Annotated in this window: 18 protein-coding genes and 1 pseudogene; 16 read left to right on the top strand and 3 right to left on the bottom strand. The window is 38.8% G+C overall.

Going from position 1 to position 20,973, the window contains the following annotated elements:
• Positions 1–277: 277 nt before the first annotated feature.
• A pseudogene (locus tag HMPREF1865_RS02455) lies at positions 278–1,465 on the bottom strand (multidrug effflux MFS transporter).
• 378 nt (positions 1,466–1,843) lie between these two features.
• Here HMPREF1865_RS02455 and HMPREF1865_RS02450 point away from each other — a divergent pair.
• Positions 1,844–2,128: a PepSY domain-containing protein gene (locus HMPREF1865_RS02450; RefSeq protein ID WP_060919056.1), complete on the top strand. Its 285-nt coding sequence runs from the start codon at positions 1,844–1,846 to the stop codon at positions 2,126–2,128.
• 89 nt (positions 2,129–2,217) lie between these two features.
• On the opposite strand, the gene HMPREF1865_RS02445 is transcribed toward HMPREF1865_RS02450, so the two are convergent.
• Positions 2,218–3,855, bottom strand: a complete 1,638-nt coding sequence (locus HMPREF1865_RS02445; protein ID WP_060919055.1) for an L-lactate permease — start codon at positions 3,853–3,855, stop codon at positions 2,218–2,220.
• A gap of 295 nt (positions 3,856–4,150) precedes the next feature.
• Complete coding sequence (locus HMPREF1865_RS02440) at positions 4,151–5,290, bottom strand: Ldh family oxidoreductase (RefSeq protein WP_005385319.1); 1,140 nt, start codon at positions 5,288–5,290, stop codon at positions 4,151–4,153.
• A gap of 580 nt (positions 5,291–5,870) precedes the next feature.
• Between HMPREF1865_RS02440 and HMPREF1865_RS02435 the strand changes: the two genes are divergently transcribed.
• The 15 genes from HMPREF1865_RS02435 to cysK all read left to right on the top strand — a co-directional run bounded on the left by HMPREF1865_RS02435 (position 5,871) and on the right by cysK (position 20,716).
• Positions 5,871–7,874: a molybdopterin-containing oxidoreductase family protein gene (locus HMPREF1865_RS02435; RefSeq protein WP_060919054.1), complete on the top strand. Its 2,004-nt coding sequence runs from the start codon at positions 5,871–5,873 to the stop codon at positions 7,872–7,874.
• A gap of 203 nt (positions 7,875–8,077) precedes the next feature.
• Positions 8,078–9,409, top strand: coding sequence for a branched-chain amino acid transport system II carrier protein (gene brnQ / locus HMPREF1865_RS02430; RefSeq protein ID WP_060919053.1), 1,332 nt, complete (start codon positions 8,078–8,080; stop codon positions 9,407–9,409).
• A gap of 120 nt (positions 9,410–9,529) precedes the next feature.
• On the top strand, positions 9,530–10,606 hold the full coding sequence (locus tag HMPREF1865_RS02425; RefSeq protein ID WP_060919052.1) for an iron-containing alcohol dehydrogenase family protein: 1,077 nt from the start codon (positions 9,530–9,532) through the stop codon (positions 10,604–10,606).
• A gap of 94 nt (positions 10,607–10,700) precedes the next feature.
• Positions 10,701–10,937 carry a DUF1653 domain-containing protein gene (locus HMPREF1865_RS02420; protein ID WP_060919051.1) on the top strand — a complete coding sequence of 79 codons (237 nt, stop codon included), beginning with the start codon at positions 10,701–10,703 and terminating at the stop codon, positions 10,935–10,937.
• A gap of 8 nt (positions 10,938–10,945) precedes the next feature.
• The gene (locus HMPREF1865_RS02415; RefSeq protein ID WP_004695003.1) at positions 10,946–11,722 is read left to right on the top strand and encodes an HAD family hydrolase; all 777 of its coding nucleotides are present in this window, start codon (positions 10,946–10,948) and stop codon (positions 11,720–11,722) included.
• A gap of 136 nt (positions 11,723–11,858) precedes the next feature.
• Complete coding sequence (locus HMPREF1865_RS02410) at positions 11,859–12,767, top strand: DUF3829 domain-containing protein (protein WP_060919050.1); 909 nt, start codon at positions 11,859–11,861, stop codon at positions 12,765–12,767.
• A 223-nt stretch (positions 12,768–12,990) separates the two neighbouring features.
• The gene (locus HMPREF1865_RS02405) at positions 12,991–13,632 is read left to right on the top strand and encodes a peptidylprolyl isomerase (RefSeq protein WP_004695007.1); all 642 of its coding nucleotides are present in this window, start codon (positions 12,991–12,993) and stop codon (positions 13,630–13,632) included.
• A gap of 124 nt (positions 13,633–13,756) precedes the next feature.
• The gene (locus HMPREF1865_RS02400; protein ID WP_060919148.1) at positions 13,757–14,008 is read left to right on the top strand and encodes a GIY-YIG nuclease family protein; all 252 of its coding nucleotides are present in this window, start codon (positions 13,757–13,759) and stop codon (positions 14,006–14,008) included.
• Between the two features lie 51 nt (positions 14,009–14,059).
• Complete coding sequence (locus HMPREF1865_RS02395) at positions 14,060–14,518, top strand: YwiB family protein (RefSeq protein ID WP_004695011.1); 459 nt, start codon at positions 14,060–14,062, stop codon at positions 14,516–14,518.
• Positions 14,484–16,217: an arginine--tRNA ligase gene (gene argS / locus HMPREF1865_RS02390; RefSeq protein ID WP_060919049.1), complete on the top strand. Its 1,734-nt coding sequence runs from the start codon at positions 14,484–14,486 to the stop codon at positions 16,215–16,217. Before HMPREF1865_RS02395 ends, argS begins: the two co-directional genes overlap by 35 nt.
• Before the next feature lie 15 nt (positions 16,218–16,232).
• The gene (locus tag HMPREF1865_RS02385) at positions 16,233–17,843 is read left to right on the top strand and encodes a CTP synthase (RefSeq protein ID WP_038125685.1); all 1,611 of its coding nucleotides are present in this window, start codon (positions 16,233–16,235) and stop codon (positions 17,841–17,843) included.
• Positions 17,844–17,852: 9 nt separating this feature from the next.
• Positions 17,853–18,068: a hypothetical protein gene (locus HMPREF1865_RS02380; RefSeq protein ID WP_060919048.1), complete on the top strand. Its 216-nt coding sequence runs from the start codon at positions 17,853–17,855 to the stop codon at positions 18,066–18,068.
• A 188-nt stretch (positions 18,069–18,256) separates the two neighbouring features.
• Complete coding sequence (gene ahpC / locus HMPREF1865_RS02375) at positions 18,257–18,820, top strand: alkyl hydroperoxide reductase subunit C (protein ID WP_004695016.1); 564 nt, start codon at positions 18,257–18,259, stop codon at positions 18,818–18,820.
• Between the two features lie 495 nt (positions 18,821–19,315).
• Positions 19,316–19,765, top strand: coding sequence for an RrF2 family transcriptional regulator (locus HMPREF1865_RS02370; RefSeq protein ID WP_004695020.1), 450 nt, complete (start codon positions 19,316–19,318; stop codon positions 19,763–19,765).
• Between the two features lie 15 nt (positions 19,766–19,780).
• The gene (cysK, locus tag HMPREF1865_RS02365; RefSeq protein ID WP_012864824.1) at positions 19,781–20,716 is read left to right on the top strand and encodes a cysteine synthase A; all 936 of its coding nucleotides are present in this window, start codon (positions 19,781–19,783) and stop codon (positions 20,714–20,716) included.
• The last annotated feature ends 257 nt before the right edge of the window (positions 20,717–20,973 follow it).

Below are 20,973 nucleotides of genomic sequence, written 5' to 3'. Positions count from 1 at the left end.
ATCTCTTTTTCTCATAATCCGTTGGACAGGAGAGTTCCTTTATTGTGCTTAGAATGTTGTAGGAAGAAAGAATTAATATATTTTAGATATAGTTTGTTAGCCCTACAATGGGACGTCTCTACGGGTAGTGTTAATATAAATAAGATACCCCTTTCCAAAGCGATTTTACAAAGCGTAGCGCCGTACTGAGCAAGGAAAGGGGTATCTTATTTATATACTAAAATATGCTGTTGTAAAGGGGCCCCATTGTAGGGCTCACACAAATGCTTAAAAGAGATTATTCTTTCTCTACCAAACTATATAGGCACAATAAGGAAAGCGCTGCACATACTAGCATTGTAATCCCCATGGGAATACCCGTATATTCCCCACCAATACCAACGAGTGGAGACACGATCCCTGCAGAGAACATGCTGGCAAAGCCAAGCACTGCAGAGGCACTACCGGCCATTTTCCCATATTTGGTCATTGCCATAGAGAAGGAGGCAGAGCCGAATAGGGATACGGTACATACGGTGAAGAATAGTATGATTGTAACAGGAATGAGAGGCCATTCTAATAGCATGGCTACTAGGAATAGTAAAGAGCCGATTGTCAGTTGCCAAAGACTGAATGTGAGGAATTGATAAGATGTTACAACATTACTTAGGCGGCCGCTAATGGCACTGGCTAAAATAATACCACAGCTATTGATACCGAAGAGGTAACTAAATTCTTGAGCAGATAATTGGAAAATATTTTGATATACAAAGGATGAGCCTGAGATATACGCAAAGAATGCACCAAAAGCAAAGAATTGGATTAAGGTTTGCCCAAGGAATGGTTTATCTTTCATCAGCGTAAGATAATTTTTTACAGATGTAGTGATACCACCTGTAATACGTTTTTCTTTGGGTAAACTTTCACGGAAGAGAAGAGAACCTACTAATAGAATGGCTGAGAATACAGCGAGGATAATAAAAATAACGCGCCATGTAGTAAAGAGTAGTAATTGGCCACCTACTAATGGTGCAAGTACTGGCGCAAGGCCATTAACCATCATAAGTAATGCAAATAGCTTAGTCAATTCTTGGCCGGATGCAAAGTCACGAGCGATAGCTTTGGTGATTACAACGCCTATAGATCCAGTTAATCCTTGTAAGAAACGACCTAGTAACAGTATTTCAATACTAGGTGCGTAGGCGCAGATGATACCAGAGATGACACACAGTAAATTACCAACGATAAGAGGTAGTTTACGCCCCATTGTATCACTAATGGGGCCACCAAATAGTTGTCCTAATGCGACACCGAAGGTCATAACACCTATGGTCATTTGAATATTAGAAGCTGTTGTATTCAGCTACCCAGGCATAATTGGTAATGCCGGTAAATAAAGATCTGTTGCTAAGGGTGTAATCGCCGTCAACAGACCGAGGAATACTACCAAGATGAAAGAGACCTTAGCAGAGCTTTCTTGAGTCATAAAACCCTCCTATATTAAAGTGAGAAAAATAAAAGTCTGCGAATCGCACTTCGCAGACTGCATTAAATTTTATCTTATAATAAGATGTATTGTAACATAATTGTATGGATTATTCTATAGATTTATATGTAAAAGCTTTTTCTATTTTGGTCTGCATATACCTCTAGCCTTTATATACTATTTTATTTAGGTTAAACTTTTGGTGTTTGTATATAAAATATTTTTGTGAGTATATAAATAACAATGTAGTGCATAACGTTTGAGAGATGGTTGTATATCAAAAGTTTGAGTTTGATGTATTTCGATTTATAGATTAAAATACATATACAGAGTAAATCTAAAAAAATCAATATAATTTATCGTATATAGGAGGTTATTATGAAAAAATTTATGAAAGCCTTGGTATTGGCTGCTGTGACTGCTGTTGGATTAACAACATTTGCATCTGCGCAAGGTATCGGTGAGCAAGAGGCATTAAATCGTGCATTGGCACGCGTGCCAGGAGCAACACAAGCTAATGTAACCGAATTTGGGCATGACTATGATCATGGTCGATTAGAATACGAAGGTGAAATTCGATACAATGGTTACGAATATGATTTTGAAATCGATGCAGCAAGTGGCAACTTCACAAAATGGGAAGTTGAGCGCAAGTATTTCTAATTATAATTAGTAAGAATAAAAATGTAGTATCTTAATACAAACAAAAAAGAACAGCTCGTAATGAGCTGTTCTTTTTGTTTCACTAATTCTTAGAAGAAGAAATGATGAATTTCATGAATGAAATGTTGACCGAAGAAGGATATACAACCATGCATTACGATAAATATAATAAAGTATTTGAATGCACTGTTCATGATAACACTTGCTTCGATTTCATGTTCTAGTTTATGAGCTTCTTCAGAGCTGATTTCTTTGTGATTTTCTAGGTATGCTTTCAAAGCAGGGCCTACGGCACCAATAGAAATCGCGATGGATTGAGGGGACAACATTTTGCCGATACCAGCTGCACCGGAGTTAACTGCTGCCAACCAGAAGCCAAGGTCTTCGAAGTTTGTAGGATCTAAGCCTTGAGCTGCGGCAATTTGGAGTGGGCCAAACAATACGTTGGAGTTTGTACCAGATCCAGTCAAGAATGCACCCAACGCACCTACGATAGGAGCGAATAGAGGGTATAAAGTACCTGTACCAGCAACCATTGCTTTTGCAATGTCTGCAGTCATACCAGAGTAAGTCATCAATTTAGCTGTCATAACAACTGTGATGATTGTAAGGTATGTGAATTTCAAGTTTTTAACTGTGCTACCCAATGTACCGAAGATTTCGCCAGCTTTTGCTTTTTGGATGAAACCACCAACAATACCAGCGATGAAAATCATAATACCAGGTGTTGCAATCCATACGAATGTGTAAGGTTTTGCGCCAGCACCTTGATAAATAGGTACAGATGTCTTAATGGACGCAAGAGGACCATTAATTGCAGGGAACAATTTAGAAGTTAATAACAATAATACGAAGATTAAGATGAATGGCATTGCAGCTACAAGGCCTTCGCCACCAGAAACTTTAGGGACTTCGCCAGTTTGTTTAACTGCGTATTTAGGATCATTAGGAGGCATGATTTTTGCACAACCAATGATAACTGCCATGATAACGATGGATGCAGAAATTACGGATAATTCTGGACCCATTACAGCGTTGATTACAGTTTCAGGAACTGCCAATGCTAAACCAGAAAGTAATGTTACGAGGAATACGCCTTTTAACGCTTTAATACCGCCACCAATAATCATAACAACAAAGAATGGAGCGATAAGGTTAAGCAAGAATAATTGTACGGAAATGAATGTACCTAAATGGCTTGGATCAAGGTTTGTTAAGGATGCCAATGTAGTTGTTGGAATCCCGATAGAACCAAATGTTGTTGGTACGGAGTTTGCAACGAGACATGCGATGATAGATTTAAGTGGGTCAAAACCTACGGCAACCATCATAGCGGCTGGAATTGCAACGGCAGTACCAAAGCCAGCCATACCTTCCATGAAGGCACCAAAGCCCCATGCAAGTAGTAATGCAAGTACACGAGTATCAGATGTTACAGAAGAAAGCATGGTTTTAATTGTTTCCATTGCTTTCGTATGTACTACCAAGTTATAAACGAAGATAGCAGCTGTAATAACTAATAGGATTGGCCAGATTGCCAATGCGGCACCTTCAAGGGCACCAGTGACCATAATAAATGGGTCAGCTTGGAATGCTGTAATAGCGATAATGAAAGAACCAATCGCAGCAACACTTGTTGCTTGCCATGCAGGTAATTTCAAGATGGATAACGCTACAATCAACCAAATGATTGGAGATAGCGCTAATAGAACGGTGATAGCACTCATTTCTAAGATCATCCTTTCAAGTAAAACAAAAATATATGCTCAACAGGACGACGTAGTTTAATCAATTTAATTGATGAATAAATCGCTATGATGTTAATTTGTAAAAGTTCAGTTAAAATAAAAGCTTACAATAAAATAACAGATATACTTATCATAAAAATTGATATAGTACATAAAATTTTTTAACCTCATAGCCTATGAGGTTAAAAACATAAGAGAGGGGACATAAACAGTGTTTATGTCCCCTTCTGTACTAACTACAAGTCCTTGTTAGGGCCATTACTAAGTTTAGGTATTAGTAGTTACCTTTGAACATTGTAGCAGGAGCTTCTGGTACATAATCGCCGAAGTAGGATTTGAAGTCTAAACCTAATTCATTGCAAAGGTCTTGAACTTCAAGCATTGTACCGTTAAGTACAGGGATGCCTTCAGCTTTAACTTTAGCAACAGATTCATGTTCTTTTTCACCATGAGTGTAGATACGGTCTTGACCTTGAGCTTTAGGAGCTTCACGTAATTCTTGTAAGAATTGGGAGAAGTGTTTTTTGATTTCAGCTGGGTCACCGAAGAATTCAGGGTTGATAGCCATGAAGCCGTGACAGATGTTGGATTTACCGCCAACCATACATTTGTTGGAAGTACCGCCTTGAGACAAGATGGAGGAGAATAATTCAGCAATCATGCCGTTACCATAACCTTTGTGGCCGCCAAGAACTTCTGTAGCACCACCTAAAGGAAGGATACCGCCGCCTTCATGACGGGAGATGTTGCCCAATACTTCAGCTGCGTCAGTGGAAGGAACGCCGTCTTTATTAACAGCCCAGCCATCTGGAGTAGCTTTGCCCATTTTGTTGTACATTTCAAGTTTACCACGAGTTACTACTGTAGTGGAGCAATCGAAGAAGAAGTCAACAGGATCAGCAGGTACAGTCCAAGCGATAGGGTTGGAACCAAGCATAGCTTTACGAGCATATACAGGAACCATGATTGCTTCGGAGTTTGTACAAGAGAAACCGATTAAGCCTTGGTCGGAAGCCATTTTAGCATAGTAACCAGCGATACCATAGTGGTTGGAGTTACGTACAGATACGATACCAACACCGGATTTTTTAGCTTTTTCGATAGCCATTTCCATAGCCATGTGGCCCAACAATTGACCCATGCCGTCATGACCGTCGATAACTGCGGAGATTGGAGTTTCTTTTACGATTTCAGGTTTAGCGTCGATTTTGATCAAGCCATTAGTGATACCTTTATGGTAACGAACCATACGTTGCATACCATGGCTTTGAATACCGAACAAGTCAGAAGTCAAAAGTACGTCTTGGATGATGTCAGCTTCTTTTTCGGAGAAACCAAATTTTTGGAAAGCGTCCATGCTCAATTTTTTTAGTGTTTCATAAGGGAATAACACAGTGTTTTTTGCGTCTGCCATCGTTAAAACCTCTTTTCAGAAAATATGTACCTGATATAGCTACTTCACATTAGATAACCATGAATTCAAAATGATTTCTTGTGAGTTCTATATCCTCTCAAATGACACTGTCAGTATAGCACAGAAACAAGTGAGATTGAATAGTCTTACAGTCTGAACGACATTACTAAATACGCATACGTACCGGTGATTTTTGTCACATAATCTATACAACACTATTAAAATGTCTGATTATACCTAAAGCTATATGGTTATGACTTTTGGTAATGATTGCATGATTTTTTTGAAGAATTTTGGTATTTTTATAGAACTTATTAGTATATCTGTTTAGGACATGGACAAGAATGATAATGGATAGATATCGATAAAACTTGAAATGTCTAACTATATATATCAAAATAAATGATGAGGTCATAAATGTAATGTGATAATCGAATGCATTGATATACATAAAATAATCATTTCTAAAACCTTTTTAATTCAGAAGATGTGCAAAAGGTTATACTTATACGAGTCATACTATAATATAATATAAATATACATCCTATAGTTTATACAATTTATAAGCGAGGTGCTTATCATGAAAGAATATAAATCTGTATGCCCATATGATTGTCCCGATGCATGTGGACTCATCGTATCAGTTGATGATAATAAAGTAATATCTGTTCGAGGGGATAGAGATCATGCTTTCACAAGAGGTACACTCTGTCCTAAGATGGCACATTATGAAAAAGTAATACATTCTCCGTTGCGCTTGCAGTACCCTATGAAGCGTGTTGGTAAAAAGGGAATTGGTGAAGATCAGTACACTCGTATTAGTTGGGATGAAGCCCTTGATGCAATTGTCGATAATTTTAAAAAAAATATTGATACTTATGGCAGTGAAAGTATTTTGCGCTACTCTTATGCGGGAACAATGGGGATTATTCAGAGCCCTGCAGCAGATTATTTCTTCCGTCGCATTGGTGCTACAGACCAAGACCGAGGTATTTGTTCTCCTGCCAAACAGGCGGGGTTCCGCTCTGTTTATGGTGAAACCTTAGGTATTAAACCACAAGAGGCGCAACATAGTGATCTTATCGTCTTGTGGGGCATGAATGCGACAGCCACAGATGTTCATATCTTACATGATGTGAATATAGCAAAAAAGAAGGGTGCTCGTGTTTGGATTATTGATACTCATAAAACGTATACTTTCAGCCAAGCTCATGAGCATATTTACGTAAAACCCGGTAGTGATGGCGCACTAGCATTAGGCATGTTACATATCATTCATCGTGATGGATTGGCGGATATAGATTTTATCAAGCAACATATGCAAGGCTACGATGAGCTGGTAAAAGATGTATTGTCTGATTTTACGCCGGAAAAAGCTTCTGATATTTGTGGTGTTTCCGTGGAGCGTATGACTGAGTTTGCTCATGCATACGCTACATCAAGAGCGCCCTTTATTCGTCTCGGCAGTGGTTTATCTCGCTATGGTAATGGGGCTATGACTTGTCGGATTATCAATGCTTTACCTGCCATAGTTGGGGCATGGCAATATCCTGGGGGTGGATTGTTGTCGAGCGCTAGTGGTAGTAAATTCGTTGGTAAAAATGTGATGCAACAGGCTCATGTTCATGCGCCAGCCAAACGATTGATGCCTATGATTAAACTTGGGGAGATGCTTACAAATCCCGAAGGAGTTGGCGTTCATAGCTTATACGTGTTTTCCTCAAATCCCGCTATTACAGCGCCTAATCAAAATGTAGTCCGTAAAGGTTTGATGCGTGATGACTTATTCACAATTGTTCATGAGCGTTTCTTTACGGATACCTGTAAATATGCGGATATTATTTTGCCGGCTACAACATCTGTAGAGCATGATGATATTTATAATTCTTATGGCCATTACACAATTGGAACAGGGTATAAATTGATCGACCCTGTTGGGGAGTCTCGTTCCAATTGGCAAGTTATCGCAGAGTTAGCAAAGCGCATGGGGCTGGAGGATACATTCTTTGACCTTAGTGAAAGAGAGCTTATTAACCAAATTGTGCGGACTTCGAGCCGTATATCTAAGGCAGATCAAGATTTAATTCTTAAAGGTGAGTCTGTAGAGATGACGGTGCCTGAAAATTATAAGATGGATTTCAAAACCCCGTCTGGGAAAATTGAGCTATATAACTCACAGGATGCAGAACCACTAATACGATATATACCTCCATATGGTGACAATGCACCATTTTGGCTCATAATCGGCAATGATATTCGAATATTGGACTCTAGTTTCTGCGAACTAGAATTTAATGATCCTGAGTTGATGAAACTTCGTATCCATCCAGAAGATGCCAAAATGTATAACATAAACGATGGGGATGAAGTAGAAATCTATAACGATCGTGGCAGCGTAAAAATTAAAGCATACTACGACGATGAGGTACAGCGAGGTACATTGGTAACACTAGGTGTATGGTGGCAATCTCAATCTAGTGATCCTCACGTGGCAATCAATGCGCTTACCGCAGCTCGTCCTACAGATCAGGGATGGGGTAGCACCTTTTATGATGTACAAGTTCATATAAGAAGTCTTTCGTAGTGAATGAGCAATTAATAGTCTGTAATGATTACTGTAAAATAGGGAACTATCTACTTATTCCTATAGGTAAAAGTTAAAGTCTGTTACTTATGGGAATAACTCTATACGGATATAGAATAGTGAGGATATTTTTCTTGTATACCCGAGTTCCTTTAGATTATAATAGTAATATTATTTTATATGACCTAAAGGGGGTTACATTTATGAATGGTAACGACAATCTGTCGACCCGTGCCTATCTGGCTATAGGTATGATGTTATTTGCTCTATTCTTTGGAGCAGGGAATTTGATTTTTCCAGCGGCTTTAGGGCAACATGCTGGTGATAATGTAGGCTGGGCTTTGCTTGGCTTTGTGTTAACTGGTGTAGGACTTCCACTCTTAGGTGTTGTAGCAATGGGCTATTCTTCCTGTAAAGATGTTGAAGAACTAGCAAGCCGAGTTCATCCAATTTATGGCTTGTTGTATACGATTTCTCTTTACTTGAGCATTGGACCTATGTTTGCTACGCCACGTACTGGTACTGTAGCTTATGAAATCGCAATTAAACCTTTCACTGAAGGTTTAAGCATGAATATGGAACCAATTTTCTTGGCATTATTCTTTGGTATTTCTTTGTGGTTATCTATTAGTCCGCAAAAACTTGTTAACCGTATCGGCAATATTTTGACACCAGCTTTACTACTTGTAATTCTGTTGTTAATTGTTAAATCCTTTATTACTCCACTTGGTGGTTATGCGGTGCCACAACCGGCATATGGTGATGCGCCAACGGCTGTATTACAAGGTTTCCTAGATGGCTACAATACAATGGATGCCTTAGCTTCCGTAGTATTTGCTATTCTTGTGATCGATTTTGTACGCCTTAGTGGGGCTACCTCTCGTGCTGTGATTACAAAAACGGTAATGGAGGTAGGTGCAATTGCGGTAGGCCTTCTTGGTATTGTTTATGTATTTATCGCTAATATTGGTGCTACAAGTGTTGAACGCTTTGGTTTGTTCGAGACAGGGGCTCCTGTATTGTCTGTAAGTGCTAACTATTTGTTCGGTGAGTTCGGTCAAATCATTTTGGCTATCATCGTTCTCTTGGCTTGCTTGTCTACAAGTATTGGTCTTATCACTTCTTGCGGTACTTATTTCCACAAGCTGACTCCAAAGATTAGCTACAAATTGTATGTAGTAATTTTCTCTGTAGCGGCATTTGGCCTTAGTATGTTTGGTTTGAAAACAATCATCAGTGCAGCAATTCCTGTGTTGATGCTCTTGTATCCGTTGACTATCGTAATCATTTTGTTGGCGCTTCTCCATAATGTGTTCGGTGGCCGTCGCTGCGTATATGCATGGACTGTGGCATTCACAATGATCTCTGCCCTCATGACTGGCCTTGAGACTGCAGGTATCGCACCTGCAGCTTTGGAACAGCTCTTTGCTCAATATATTCCATTCCAAAGTGCTGGTATGGGTTGGGTAAGCTTTGCGGTATTAGGCTTTGTTGTGGGCCTTATCTATAAAGGTCTTGCTTCCGATAATAAGTAGTAAAAATAAAGGCTCTATGCTTTCATTCTTGGTGAAAGTATAGAGCCTTTTTATGAATTCAAATTGCTTTTATGGGTGGGAGTTTTTATAATACATATATAGTATTTAAAGGAGATTTTTATGCGTAGCACTCATTGTTTACCAAGTTATAGCTTTGGCGGTCACGATGTATTTGACGCCATTCCACAATTTACGAAATTATATGGGAAATCTGTGGCCATCATAGGTGGTGAAACCGCATTATCTAAAGCTCTGCCATATATCCAACCCGTTCTCGATAGGGCTGGCATTAAGGTGTTAGATATCATTCATTTTGGTGGTGAATGTACCTTTGATCGAGGTAAGGAAATTGCTCGTATGGAATCTGTGAAAAGGGCGGATTTTCTTTTTGCCGTAGGTGGTGGTAAGGCTATTGATACGGTAAAAGTAGTGGCTGTAGAGCTCGATGATAAGCCGTTCTTTACGATTCCTACTATCGCATCTACTTGCGCAGCTACATCAGAAGCGGCCGCTGTATATACAGCAGATCATAACTTTGATGGTATTGCCTTTGTAAATCATCCGCCGGTACACTGCTTTATTGATGCAGATATTCTTGTAGAGGCTCCTAGTCGTTATTTATGGGCGGGTATGGGCGATACGATAGCCAAGCACTACGAAACATTAATGTCTGCTCGCAACCGTGAACAAGTGTACAATACTCAATTAGGTCTTGTGTTGTCCTCGATGTGTAGTGAGCCTATTTTTGAACATGGTTTAGACGCTTATAATGATAATGAGGCGAAGCAGCGGAGTGAAGCATTTGATTTGATGGTTATGACCGTCATCTTTACGACTGGTATTGTATCAGGTTGTATGCCTGGCGATTACAATAGTATCATTGCCCATGCCATTTGCTATGGCTGTGCTACGAATGAACAGACAGAGAAGAACCATTTACATGGTGAAATGGTGGCATATGGATTGTTAATTCTCTTTGTTGTAGATAAACAGTTAGATGAGTTGAAACGTTGGTTGCCTGTATATCGTGAAATTGGATGGCCTACGAAACTTTCACAAATGGGACTCGATGAATCCCATATACCACAAATCGTAGAAAAGGCCGTATCTGTTCGTGATGTTGTTGTATCGCCATATGAGATTACAGCAGAAATATTAGCAGATGCGATTCGTTATATGGAAACTATAGAATATTAATTTGCTAGATTAGAGTGAGTTTATCTTATAATAGTAATATAATAAGAGATAAGAAAATGTTTGTTAATCAATTAAATGTTATATGAGGTTATAGATGAGTAATATTGTAAAAGGTGGCTTGTATCGTCATTTTAAAGGAATGTATTATTACGTGCTAGATGTAGCGACTCACTCTGAGACGGGTGAAAAGTTTGTAGTATATCAAAAACTGTATGATGAGCGCGATATGTATATACGTCCCTTAGAGATGTTTGTAAGCGATGTAGATCGTGAAAAATATCCAGATGTAGCGCAAAAAGAACGGTTTAAGTTAATGAGTGGACGTGATTAGGAGGGGCCGTGGAGCAGAAGTTTTTCTTTTTCGATATTGATAATACTTTAGCTGTATGGCCTGAAGGTAAAATCCCTGAAAGTGCTCAATACAGTTTAGATGAGTTAAAGCGTCGTGGTCACCGTGTAGCCTTAGCAACTGGTCGTATTCAAGTGGATGCTAAGCGTTTTGCAGAGCAAGCGGGCCTTACTGATTTTGTAGCAGATGGTGGTCACAGTATCACTGTTAATAATGAATTGGTATCTATGATAGGTATGGATCGTGATGCATGTATTAAATATTTAGAGTATTTAGAATCACATAATATTCCTTGGGCCGTAACTGACCGCAATAAACTCGGTCGTATTACGCCGTATAAGGAAATTTTAGAGTGGCATCCCAATTGGGATGTGTTTAAAACAACTGTAGACCCTAATTTTGATTTTCATAGTGTTGAAGAATTTTATAAGATTTATGTGTTTTTCAAGGAAGGAGAGGAAGAGGAGAAGGATATCGAGCATATGACACATAAGCTCATTCGTTATGGTGATGGCTGTGTTCTATATGAGCCTATGGAAAAGGCGTTGGGTATTCGTAATATGCTTGAACACTTTGGAATGAAGCCAAATCAAGCTGTTGTATTTGGTGATGGGTATAATGATTTGTCTATGTTTAGGCCTGAGTGGCTAAATATTGCTATGGGTAATGCGCGCCCTGAATTAAAGGCAAAGGCTGATTATATTACTACAGACTGTGATAAAGATGGTATTTATAATGCGTGTAAGCATTTTAAATGGATCGATTAATTATTGATAATTCCTCTAAGTTAGGTGAAGTTTATATGAAGATTTATTTTTGTAGCTGTGGCTACAGAGTTGGTGTAGTATAGTTAGTATAATGCGCTTAGTTCAATATTCATGTGTTAAAAGGAGAAGAGAATATATGAACAATAAACGCAGATTATTTTCAACTTTACTTTGTGTAGCAGCATTGACAGCAGGTTTATTTGTTTCTGGTTGCGGCAGTGATAAAGCGGGTGGCATTGGCTCCGTAGTATCCTCCGTAGTTGATGGCGGTAGCGATGAGAAAGCAGCTGCTAAGCTTAATACACTTATTGATGCAACAAACAACTTCAATGGTGACAATGCAACTTGGGGTCAAAACTATGCGGATAGTTTGGCTAAATTAAAAGGTGGTTTCCAAGAAGGTGCTATTGGTCGTCAACCTCATTATGATACTTTAAAAGATGCTTTGGAAAAATCTAAAAAAGAAGGCTCTACGTTCAAAGAAGTTGATACAGAATGCGATAATGTATTAAATATTCTTAATGAATTAGTACCAACATTCAAAGATTTGAAAGCTTATGATGATTCTAAAGCTTACATGAACGATGGTGGTGCTAAAGGTAAAGAACTAGCAGCTAAATACGTAGCACAAGTAGAAAAATTTGATGCTGCTTATGCGAAGTTCAATGATGCTCTTAACAAAGCTAACACTGAACAAACTAAGAAACAAATCGAAAAATTGAAAAAAGACGGTAAAAAAGGTTATGCAGCAGCAATGGAATCTACGCTTCGCTTGACTAATCTTGTAGAAAATGTAGAAAAAGCTCCTAAAAATGCAGACAAACAAGCTGTAGAAAAAGAACTTAATGAAATTCAAACATTGCTTAAGAGCATAAATAATGATCGTGGAGAAGTGCTTGTTAACTCTTATAACTCTGTAGTTGGTTCTGTTCGTCAAGTACTTAACGATGCAAATGAAAACAACCTTAACGACATGATTGAGAATTTCAATAATTATATTGAGTCTTATAACAATACAACTCCAGATCAATTTGACTCTAAATAATCGAATTAACTACGTGATTATTTGAGGATTACAAAAACAGAGCTCCTTTGAAGCTCTGTTTTTTGTTGTTATATATTGTTATATTATTTTCTTATATTTTTAATCTCAATAGTGTCATAATATGATATACTAAAAAAGAGCCGCTCATGGGTTGAGCGGTTTTTCTATGTAAATTTTAAATCTACATTTTAGTTAAATATAATATTAGTATTTTGGGGGACATATGAACTGGAAACGCTTGGCTTTATGCGCAATGTTGGGGATTACAGTGCTTGGTACAACTGCATGCGGTACAAACAGTGGTGAACAACCACAAGGTAATACCGTGAAAGCAGAAACTGTAGCTATGCCCAATTTTACAAACGCACCAATTGCTGATGAATATGCTATCTTTGATACAAACTATGGTCAATTTAAGGTTCGTTTGTTAGGGTCTAAAGCACCGATTACGGTCAAAAATTTTGATTATCTCGTGAAAAAAGGCTTCTATAATGGTGTGACATTTCACCGTGTTATCGAAGGCTTTATGATTCAAGGTGGAGATCCTGATGGCACAGGTGCTGGTGGCCCAGGCTATACAATTCCTGATGAATTCTCCAATGATTTACACTTCAATAAAATGGGCGTTCTAGCCATGGCTAACCGTGGCCCTAATACAGGAGGTTCTCAATTTTTCATTACCTTGGGACCTACGGATTGGTTAGATAATAAACACACCATCTTTGGTACTGTAGTACAAGGTATGGATGTAGTTGAAAAAATCGGCAAAGTTAAAACCGGCCGCAATGATAAGCCAGTAGAACCAGTAATTATTAATACCATTACATTGGAACCAATCACTGATGATGCGAAAAATGGGAAATAAGAAAAGTACTTCTCAAGAGTCTCTTTCTGGTGAATGTGCATCTACACAAGATGTACACGGTATAATTGTAGATTGTGATACAATCTTGAATGACGCTAGTGTTCAAGGTGATGAATCAAAAGAAATGCACTATATTTATTTAGTGCGTTGTTCTGATGACTCTTTGTATTGTGGATGGACTACAGATCTTAAACGTCGAATAGATGCTCACAATGGACATATCTTAGGCGGTGCAAAGTATACGCGAGGACGTCGCCCTGTGACCTTGGTATATGCTGAAAGCTTTCACCAAAAACAAGAAGCACAACGCAGGGAATATGCTATTAAACGGATGACGAAGACTAAGAAATTGAGACTCATTAAGGGTGCAAAATAGTCCTTGATTATGGTATAATATGATGATTAATTACTACCACGGAGGTTGAAAATGAAGCGGGTTCTAGTGTCCGTAAAGAGTGTACAACGAGATATGGATGGCAAGGATACCGTAGTGGAACTGATTTCTCCAGGTACGTCACATGAAAAAGGTAATGCTCAATATGTGCGTTATGAAGAATCTAGTGTGACTGGATTGGATGGGGTTAAGACGACCATTAAAATCCATGATGATTCTATCGTATTGCTCCGAACAGGGGCGGTCAATATGCGTCATCAATACGTCCGTGGTGAAGAACGCGAAGCCGTATATGAAACACCATATGGTGATTTACATATGGCCGTAAATACTCATGAATTAACAGTAGACTTTCACGATGGCGTAGGTCATGTTCATTTAGGATATGATATTTCCGTCGAAGGTGAATGGCAATTTTATAATCAGTTAGATATAGACGTGCGGGAGGATATAGAGCATGGACATGAAGGAAATCCTGAAATCGGGGATTGAACAGGCATTACAAGATACGATTAACAGCGGTGATTTGCCGGCTGGGGAATATCCAGAAATCGTTCTCGAAGTGCCACCTCAAAAGGAATTCGGTGATTTTTCTACAAACATCGCTATGCAATCCGCTCGTGTGGCTCGTCAAAATCCTCGAGCTATTGCTGAAGCTTTGATTAGTCATATGAATTTTGATTGGCTTGAACGTGCTGAGGTTGCTGGCGCAGGTTTTATTAATTTCTTTTTGAAGTCTGATATGGTGTATGATACGTTAAAAGCCATTTTGAATGCTGGTACTGAGTATGGTGTTCAACCATTGCGTGCGCGCGATACGATTCAAGTAGAGTACGTAAGTGCAAACCCAACAGGTCCATTGCATGTTGGTCATGGCCGTGGTGCTGCGTATGGCAGTGCTCTTGTTAACTTATTGCGTGCAGCGGGTTACAATGTACAATCTGAATACTATATCAATGATGCAGGTAATCAAATCGACAACATGGCTATTTCCATTGAGTACCGCTTTCAAGAATTGCAAGGTGCTACATTAGTATTCCCACCTAAACGCAATGAAGATGGCTCTATGCCTGAGTTCGATATTCCAGAAGGGGCGTTAGTGTTCCCTGAAAATGGCTATCGTGGCCCAGATATTATTGAAACAGCAAAAGCGATTGCTGAACGTGAAGGCTTTGATAAATTAAATGCCATGAACGAAGCAGATCGTATAGCCTTGTTTAAGGAAGAGGGCTTAAAAGAAAAATTAGCTCGCTTAGAGGAAACATTAAGAAACTTCCGCGTTACTTTTGATAATTGGTTCTCTGAACGTACAGTTCATGAATCGGATGAAATTCATCATTCTGTAGAGGCTCTGAAGACTCTTGGTAAAGTCTATGAAAAAGACGGTGCATTGTGGTTAAAATCCACTGACTACGGTGATGATAAAGACCGTGTAGTTATTCGTGATAATGGGGTTCCTACGTATTTAGCGGCAGATATTGCATATCATCGCAATAAATATGATCGTGGTTTCAAAGAAATGATTGATATCTGGGGCGCTGACCATCATGGCTATGTATGTCGTGTAAAAGCGGCTATGGCGGCGTTTGGTTATGACCCTGATAAATTAACAGTATTGTTATTACAAATGGTAGCATTGTTCCGTGACGGACAACTTGTTAAATTGTCTAAACGTAGTGGCGATAGTGTTACATTAGATGAATTGATTGAAGAGGTTGGCGTAGATGCGTCTCGCTATTTCTTCTTGATGCGTTCCTTGGATAGCCAACTTGATTTCGATATTAACTTGGCAAAATCTCGCAGTAATGACAACCCAGTGTATTATATCCAATATGCTCATGCTCGTATTCACAGCATTTACAACCAAGTGCGTGAAGCTAGCATTGCATTTGGCAATTATAGTGAAACTGATTTCACAACGCTTACAAGTGAAATGGAATTAGAATTAATTAAGAAATTAGCTGAATATCCGGAAGAGGTCGTTCAAGCTGCTGAATATCGTGCACCTCATCGTATTGCTCGGTACTTATACGATTTGGCAAGCATGTTCCATTCGTTCTACCGTCAAGGTCGTATCATTGGCGTAGATCCAGCATTACAACAAGCTCGTCTTGGATTAATTACAGCGATTGTCCTCGTTCTTCGTCAAGGCTTGGGTATTTTAGGTATTTCCGCTCCGGAAAAAATGTAATAGGTGGGAGGCATCATGGCAACTAAGTATATTTTCGTAACTGGCGGCGTTGTTTCTTCTCTTGGGAAGGGAATTACAGCAGCATCTTTGGGTCGTTTACTAAAAAACCGTGGTTTCAATGTAACGATTCAAAAATTTGACCCATACATTAATATCGATCCGGGTACGATGAGCCCTTACCAACATGGTGAAGTATTTGTAACAGATGATGGCGCTGAAACTGATCTTGATTTGGGCCATTATGAACGCTTTATCGATATTAACCTTAGTAAACGTTCCAATATTACAGCTGGTAAAGTATATTGGTCTGTAATTAATAAAGAGCGCAAAGGTGATTACCTAGGTAGCACTGTACAAGTAATTCCACATATTACAAATGAAATTAAACAAAATGTTTACCGTGTAGGTAAAGAGGATAATGCTGATGTAGTTATTACAGAAATTGGTGGTACCGTAGGTGATATTGAAAGCTTGCCATTTATGGAAGCCATTCGCCAAGTGAAAAAAGAAGTAGGTCGTAACGACGTACTTTACATTCACGTTACATTAGTGCCTTACATCAATGCCGCAGGCGAGTTGAAAACAAAACCTACACAACATAGTGTAAAAGAATTGCGCAGCATTGGTATTCAACCAGATATTTTGGTATGCCGTAGCGAAAAACACATTTCTGATGAAATGAAAGAAAAACTTGCGTTGTTCTGCGACGTAGAACCAGAAGCAGTTATTGAAAACCAAACTTGTAGTTCCATCTATGAAGTGCCATTGATGATGCAAGATCAAGGCCTTGACGATATTGTTATCAAAAAATTAGGCCTTGAAGATCGTCCTTGCGATATGACTGCATGGAAAGAAATGGTTCATAAGATCTTGAATCCTAATAAAGATATTACAGTTGCTATCGTTGGTAAATATGTAGCGTTGCATGATGCGTATTTATCCGTAGTTGAAGCTCTAGATCATGCTGGTATTGCTACGGGTACTAAAGTGAATATTCGTTGGATTGACTCTGAAGAACTTGATGATACATCTGTAGATCCTAAAGAGGTATTTGAAGGTGTTGAAGGTATCATCGTACCTGGTGGATTTGGTTCCCGTGGTGTAGAAGGTAAAATTCGTACAATCCAATATGCTCGTGAAAACAATATTCCATATCTCGGCCTATGCCTTGGCATGCAATCTGCAGTTATGGAATTTGCTCGTAACGTATGTGGCATGGAAGGAGCAACCTCTAGCGAATTCGACGAAAATGCTAAGTACAAAGTAATTGACTTGATGAGTGATCAAGTTGATGTAGATAAAAAAGGCGGTACAATGCGTTTAGGTATCTATCCATGCAAAGTGGAAGCCGGTACGAAAACTCACGAGGCTTATGGAGAAGATTTGATTTATGAACGTCATCGCCATCGCTATGAGTTCAACAATGAATATCGTCAACAATTGACTGATGCAGGCCTCGTAATTTCTGGTACATCTCCAGATGGCCGTCTCGTTGAAAGTATTGAAGTGAAGAATCATCCATTCTTCATTGGCACACAAGCACATCCAGAACTTAAATCTCGCCCAAATAATGCACATCCATTATTCCGTGGTTTCGTAGATGCAATCTTAGAACTAAAAAAATAGATTAAAGCGATGGAATCTATTTTATCTATTATAGGTTTATTTATATTAGCTGCACTCAAACTAGAGCAGTTTGTATATGGTAAATCGGGAAAAGAACAATCTACAACTGGTCACATAGCACGGAGAGGGCTTGCTAATATAGCGGGTTTAATAGCTTTTGATCACGCTACTGTGAACAGTAAGTCTGTTGTAGTACGTAAAAAGAAGAAAGATGCTCAGAAATGAGCATTTTTCTTCTTTTTTTTGCCTACATCGAAAATGTTGGAAAAATATATCGATAAATTTAAAAATAACGCTTGCAATATTGAATGATATTTGTTATTATATAGACAAAGATAGATATAGATGCGGTGTTAAGTACACCAATATAAATATATTCGTTACATATGGAACTCAAATAAGGAGGACATAACATGTCTATTATTGGTAAACAACTTCCTGAATTTACACTTGATGCTTTCAAAAAACCTGAATTGGTAAAAGTTAGCACTGCAGACGTGTTGGGTAAATGGTCTGTATTCGTATTCTATCCAGCAGACTTCACATTCGTATGCCCTACTGAGTTGGAAGACGTACAAAACTCCTATGCAGAGTTGAAAGAATTGGGTTGCGAAGTTTATTCCGTATCTTGTGACTCCGAATTCGTTCACAAAGCATGGTCTGATGCTTCTCCAAGCATTAATAAAATCGAGTACTACATGTTAGCTGACAAAAAACATGAATTGGCTGATTTCTTCGATGTATTCCAAGAAGAATCTGCTATGGCTTACCGTGGTACATTCGTAGTAGATCCAGAAGGCTTCGTGCGTACAGCAGAAATTCATGATATGGGTATCGGCCGTTCCGCTGAAGAATTAGTTCGCAAAGTACAAGCTGCTCAATTCGTAGCTAAACATGGTGATCAAGTGTGCCCTGCACGTTGGAAACCAGGTAAAGATACTTTGAAACCAGGTCTTGACCTTGTAGGTAAAATCTAATTAAGAAACTTATACTTAAATGCTAGAGTAATCTAGACAACTCCTCAAATGACATAAACACGGGCGCGCATCGTTTTCCTGACGATACGGTAAGTCCCAATACCAGATGAACCCTCTCCAATTCATCATGGTAAACCTCATATAACAAACTACAAACTATACGCAAAAGGACTGGCCTTCGGGCTGGTCCTTTTGTGTTATAAGATTATTCTTACTTCGTTGTGTTACGAGTTAACAAAAGTATAATAACTTGAGCTTTCTACAAGGCAAGTTATTAAGTTAAAATATAGGATAAACTCAATAAATATAAGGGCGGGCAGATATCCCTTTATAAAAGTAGGAAATAAGTTCTTGCATTTTTATAGTGAGTGGTCTATAATGAAATTAATTCCTATTAATATGAAAGGTTTTATAAATAGTTTTATAAATATAATATAAGTACTTTATAATATGGGGTGTGTTTAACACTAACGTTTACAAAGAAAGGCAAAATATATGAGGATTTCCACAAAAGGTCGGTATGCATTGATGGTCCTCATCGATTTGGCAGAGCAAGGTCAAGATAAACCTGTCTCCTTGCGATCTGTAGCAGAACGACAAGGCATATCTGAAAAATACCTAGAAGGTATCGTAGCTCGTTTAGGCGCTGCAAAACTAGTGGATAGTATCCGCGGTAAGTATGGCGGCTATCGCTTATCTAAAAGCCCTAAAGAATATACAATTATTGAAATTCTACTTGCTACAGAGGAATCTATGGCTATCATCTCTACCCTTGATGAAGGGGTGAGTACTGATACAGTGATCAACGAACGGACCGTTGGTTTCTGGGCAGGATTACAAAACTATATTCATGATTATTTAGAAAACGTAACCCTTCAAGATGTAATCGATGGGACCTATGCTAAACTTGATACAAAATATGATAATTGGGATGGTTCTATTTAATAAGGAGTGACCACTATGTCTAAAATTGCAAAATCTTTTGTTGAATTAATCGGTAAAACACCATTATTAGCTGCTACACGTTTTGGTAAAAAATATGGTGCAAACGCTAATATTTTCGCAAAATTGGAATACTTCAACCCAGGCGGTTCCGTAAAAGACCGTATCGCAGCAGCAATCATTCAAGCTGCAGTTGAATCTGGTGAATTACAACCAGGCGGCACAATTGTAGAAGCTACATCTGGTAATACTGGTATTGGCTTGTCTGCTGTAGGTGCTGCGCTTGGCTATAAAGTTGTAATCGTAATGCCTGAAACAATGTCCATTGAACGCCGTAAATTAATGCTTGGTTATGGTGCGCAGCTCGTATTGACTGACGGTTCTCTTGGCATGAAAGGCGCTATTGCAAAAGCTAAGGAAATCGTAACGGCTACAGCCGGCGCTATTGAAGCAGGTCAGTTTGTAAATCAAGCTAATCCTGCAATTCACTACAGAACAACTGGTCCTGAAATCTGGCAAGATACTGATGGTACCGTAGATATCTACGTGTCTGGTGTTGGTACAGGCGGTACGTTGACAGGTGCAGGTCGCTACTTGAAAGAACAAAACCCTGATGTACATGTGGTTGCCGTAGAACCAGCAGATTCTCCTGTATTGTCTAATGGTAAACCAGGCCCTCATAAAATCCAAGGCTTAGGTGCTGGCTTCATTCCAGATACATTGGATACTAACATTTACGATGAAGTAATCCAAGTTTCTAACGAGGATGCTTTTGCTACATCTCAAGCTTTCGGTCACACAGAAGGTGTATTGGTAGGTATTTCCTCTGGTGCTGCGCTTTGGGCGGCTCAAGAATTGGCAAAACGCCCTGAAAATAAAGGCAAAAATATTGTAGTAATTCTCCCTGATACAGGCGAACGCTACTTATCTACAGCATTGTTCCCTGAAGTTTAATCGCCTATCATGGTGAAAGCATAATAATTGCTTTTAACTGGCTCAAACATATAGATGCCCCCTTTATTTTACAGGGGGCATCCTTTTTTGTTTGAATTCTTTTATAATATAATAGGGTGATGTACTGATTAAATAATGGTGCAGATTATTCATAGTCGGAGCGGGACTTTCACAATAACATTTATAATTGAACACGTAAGAAAATTTATAATTGTATATGAAAAAGGAGCTACTAGGTAGCTCCTTTAGTATTTTTG

The sequence above is a fragment of the Veillonella parvula genome, assembly GCF_001553335.1.
Taxonomy (GTDB): Bacteria; Bacillota; Negativicutes; order Veillonellales; family Veillonellaceae; genus Veillonella; species Veillonella parvula_S.
The sequence above is the reverse complement of the archived record's forward strand: the minus strand, read 5'-3'. Positions and strand labels throughout refer to the sequence as shown.

Bases quoted from the DNA above. Each gene is read 5' to 3' on its own strand.
- HMPREF1865_RS02380 (WP_060919048.1), top strand. From the start codon at position 17,853: ATGGAATCTATTTTATCTATTATAGGTTTATTTATATTAGCTGCACTC.
- HMPREF1865_RS02420 (WP_060919051.1), top strand. From the start codon at position 10,701: ATGAGTAATATTGTAAAAGGTGGCTTGTATCGTCATTTTAAAGGAATG.
- ahpC (WP_004695016.1), top strand. From the start codon at position 18,257: ATGTCTATTATTGGTAAACAACTTCCTGAATTTACACTTGATGCTTTC.
- HMPREF1865_RS02440 (WP_005385319.1), bottom strand. From the start codon at position 5,290: ATGGCAGACGCAAAAAACACTGTGTTATTCCCTTATGAAACACTAAAA.
- cysK (WP_012864824.1), top strand. From the start codon at position 19,781: ATGTCTAAAATTGCAAAATCTTTTGTTGAATTAATCGGTAAAACACCA.
- HMPREF1865_RS02395 (WP_004695011.1), top strand. From the start codon at position 14,060: ATGAAGCGGGTTCTAGTGTCCGTAAAGAGTGTACAACGAGATATGGAT.
- HMPREF1865_RS02410 (WP_060919050.1), top strand. From the start codon at position 11,859: ATGAACAATAAACGCAGATTATTTTCAACTTTACTTTGTGTAGCAGCA.
- brnQ (WP_060919053.1), top strand. From the start codon at position 8,078: ATGAATGGTAACGACAATCTGTCGACCCGTGCCTATCTGGCTATAGGT.
- HMPREF1865_RS02450 (WP_060919056.1), top strand. From the start codon at position 1,844: ATGAAAAAATTTATGAAAGCCTTGGTATTGGCTGCTGTGACTGCTGTT.
- HMPREF1865_RS02400 (WP_060919148.1), top strand. From the start codon at position 13,757: ATGCACTATATTTATTTAGTGCGTTGTTCTGATGACTCTTTGTATTGT.
- HMPREF1865_RS02425 (WP_060919052.1), top strand. From the start codon at position 9,530: ATGCGTAGCACTCATTGTTTACCAAGTTATAGCTTTGGCGGTCACGAT.
- HMPREF1865_RS02445 (WP_060919055.1), bottom strand. From the start codon at position 3,855: ATGAGTGCTATCACCGTTCTATTAGCGCTATCTCCAATCATTTGGTTG.
- HMPREF1865_RS02370 (WP_004695020.1), top strand. From the start codon at position 19,316: ATGAGGATTTCCACAAAAGGTCGGTATGCATTGATGGTCCTCATCGAT.
- HMPREF1865_RS02385 (WP_038125685.1), top strand. From the start codon at position 16,233: ATGGCAACTAAGTATATTTTCGTAACTGGCGGCGTTGTTTCTTCTCTT.
- argS (WP_060919049.1), top strand. From the start codon at position 14,484: ATGGACATGAAGGAAATCCTGAAATCGGGGATTGAACAGGCATTACAA.
- HMPREF1865_RS02435 (WP_060919054.1), top strand. From the start codon at position 5,871: ATGAAAGAATATAAATCTGTATGCCCATATGATTGTCCCGATGCATGT.
- HMPREF1865_RS02405 (WP_004695007.1), top strand. From the start codon at position 12,991: ATGAACTGGAAACGCTTGGCTTTATGCGCAATGTTGGGGATTACAGTG.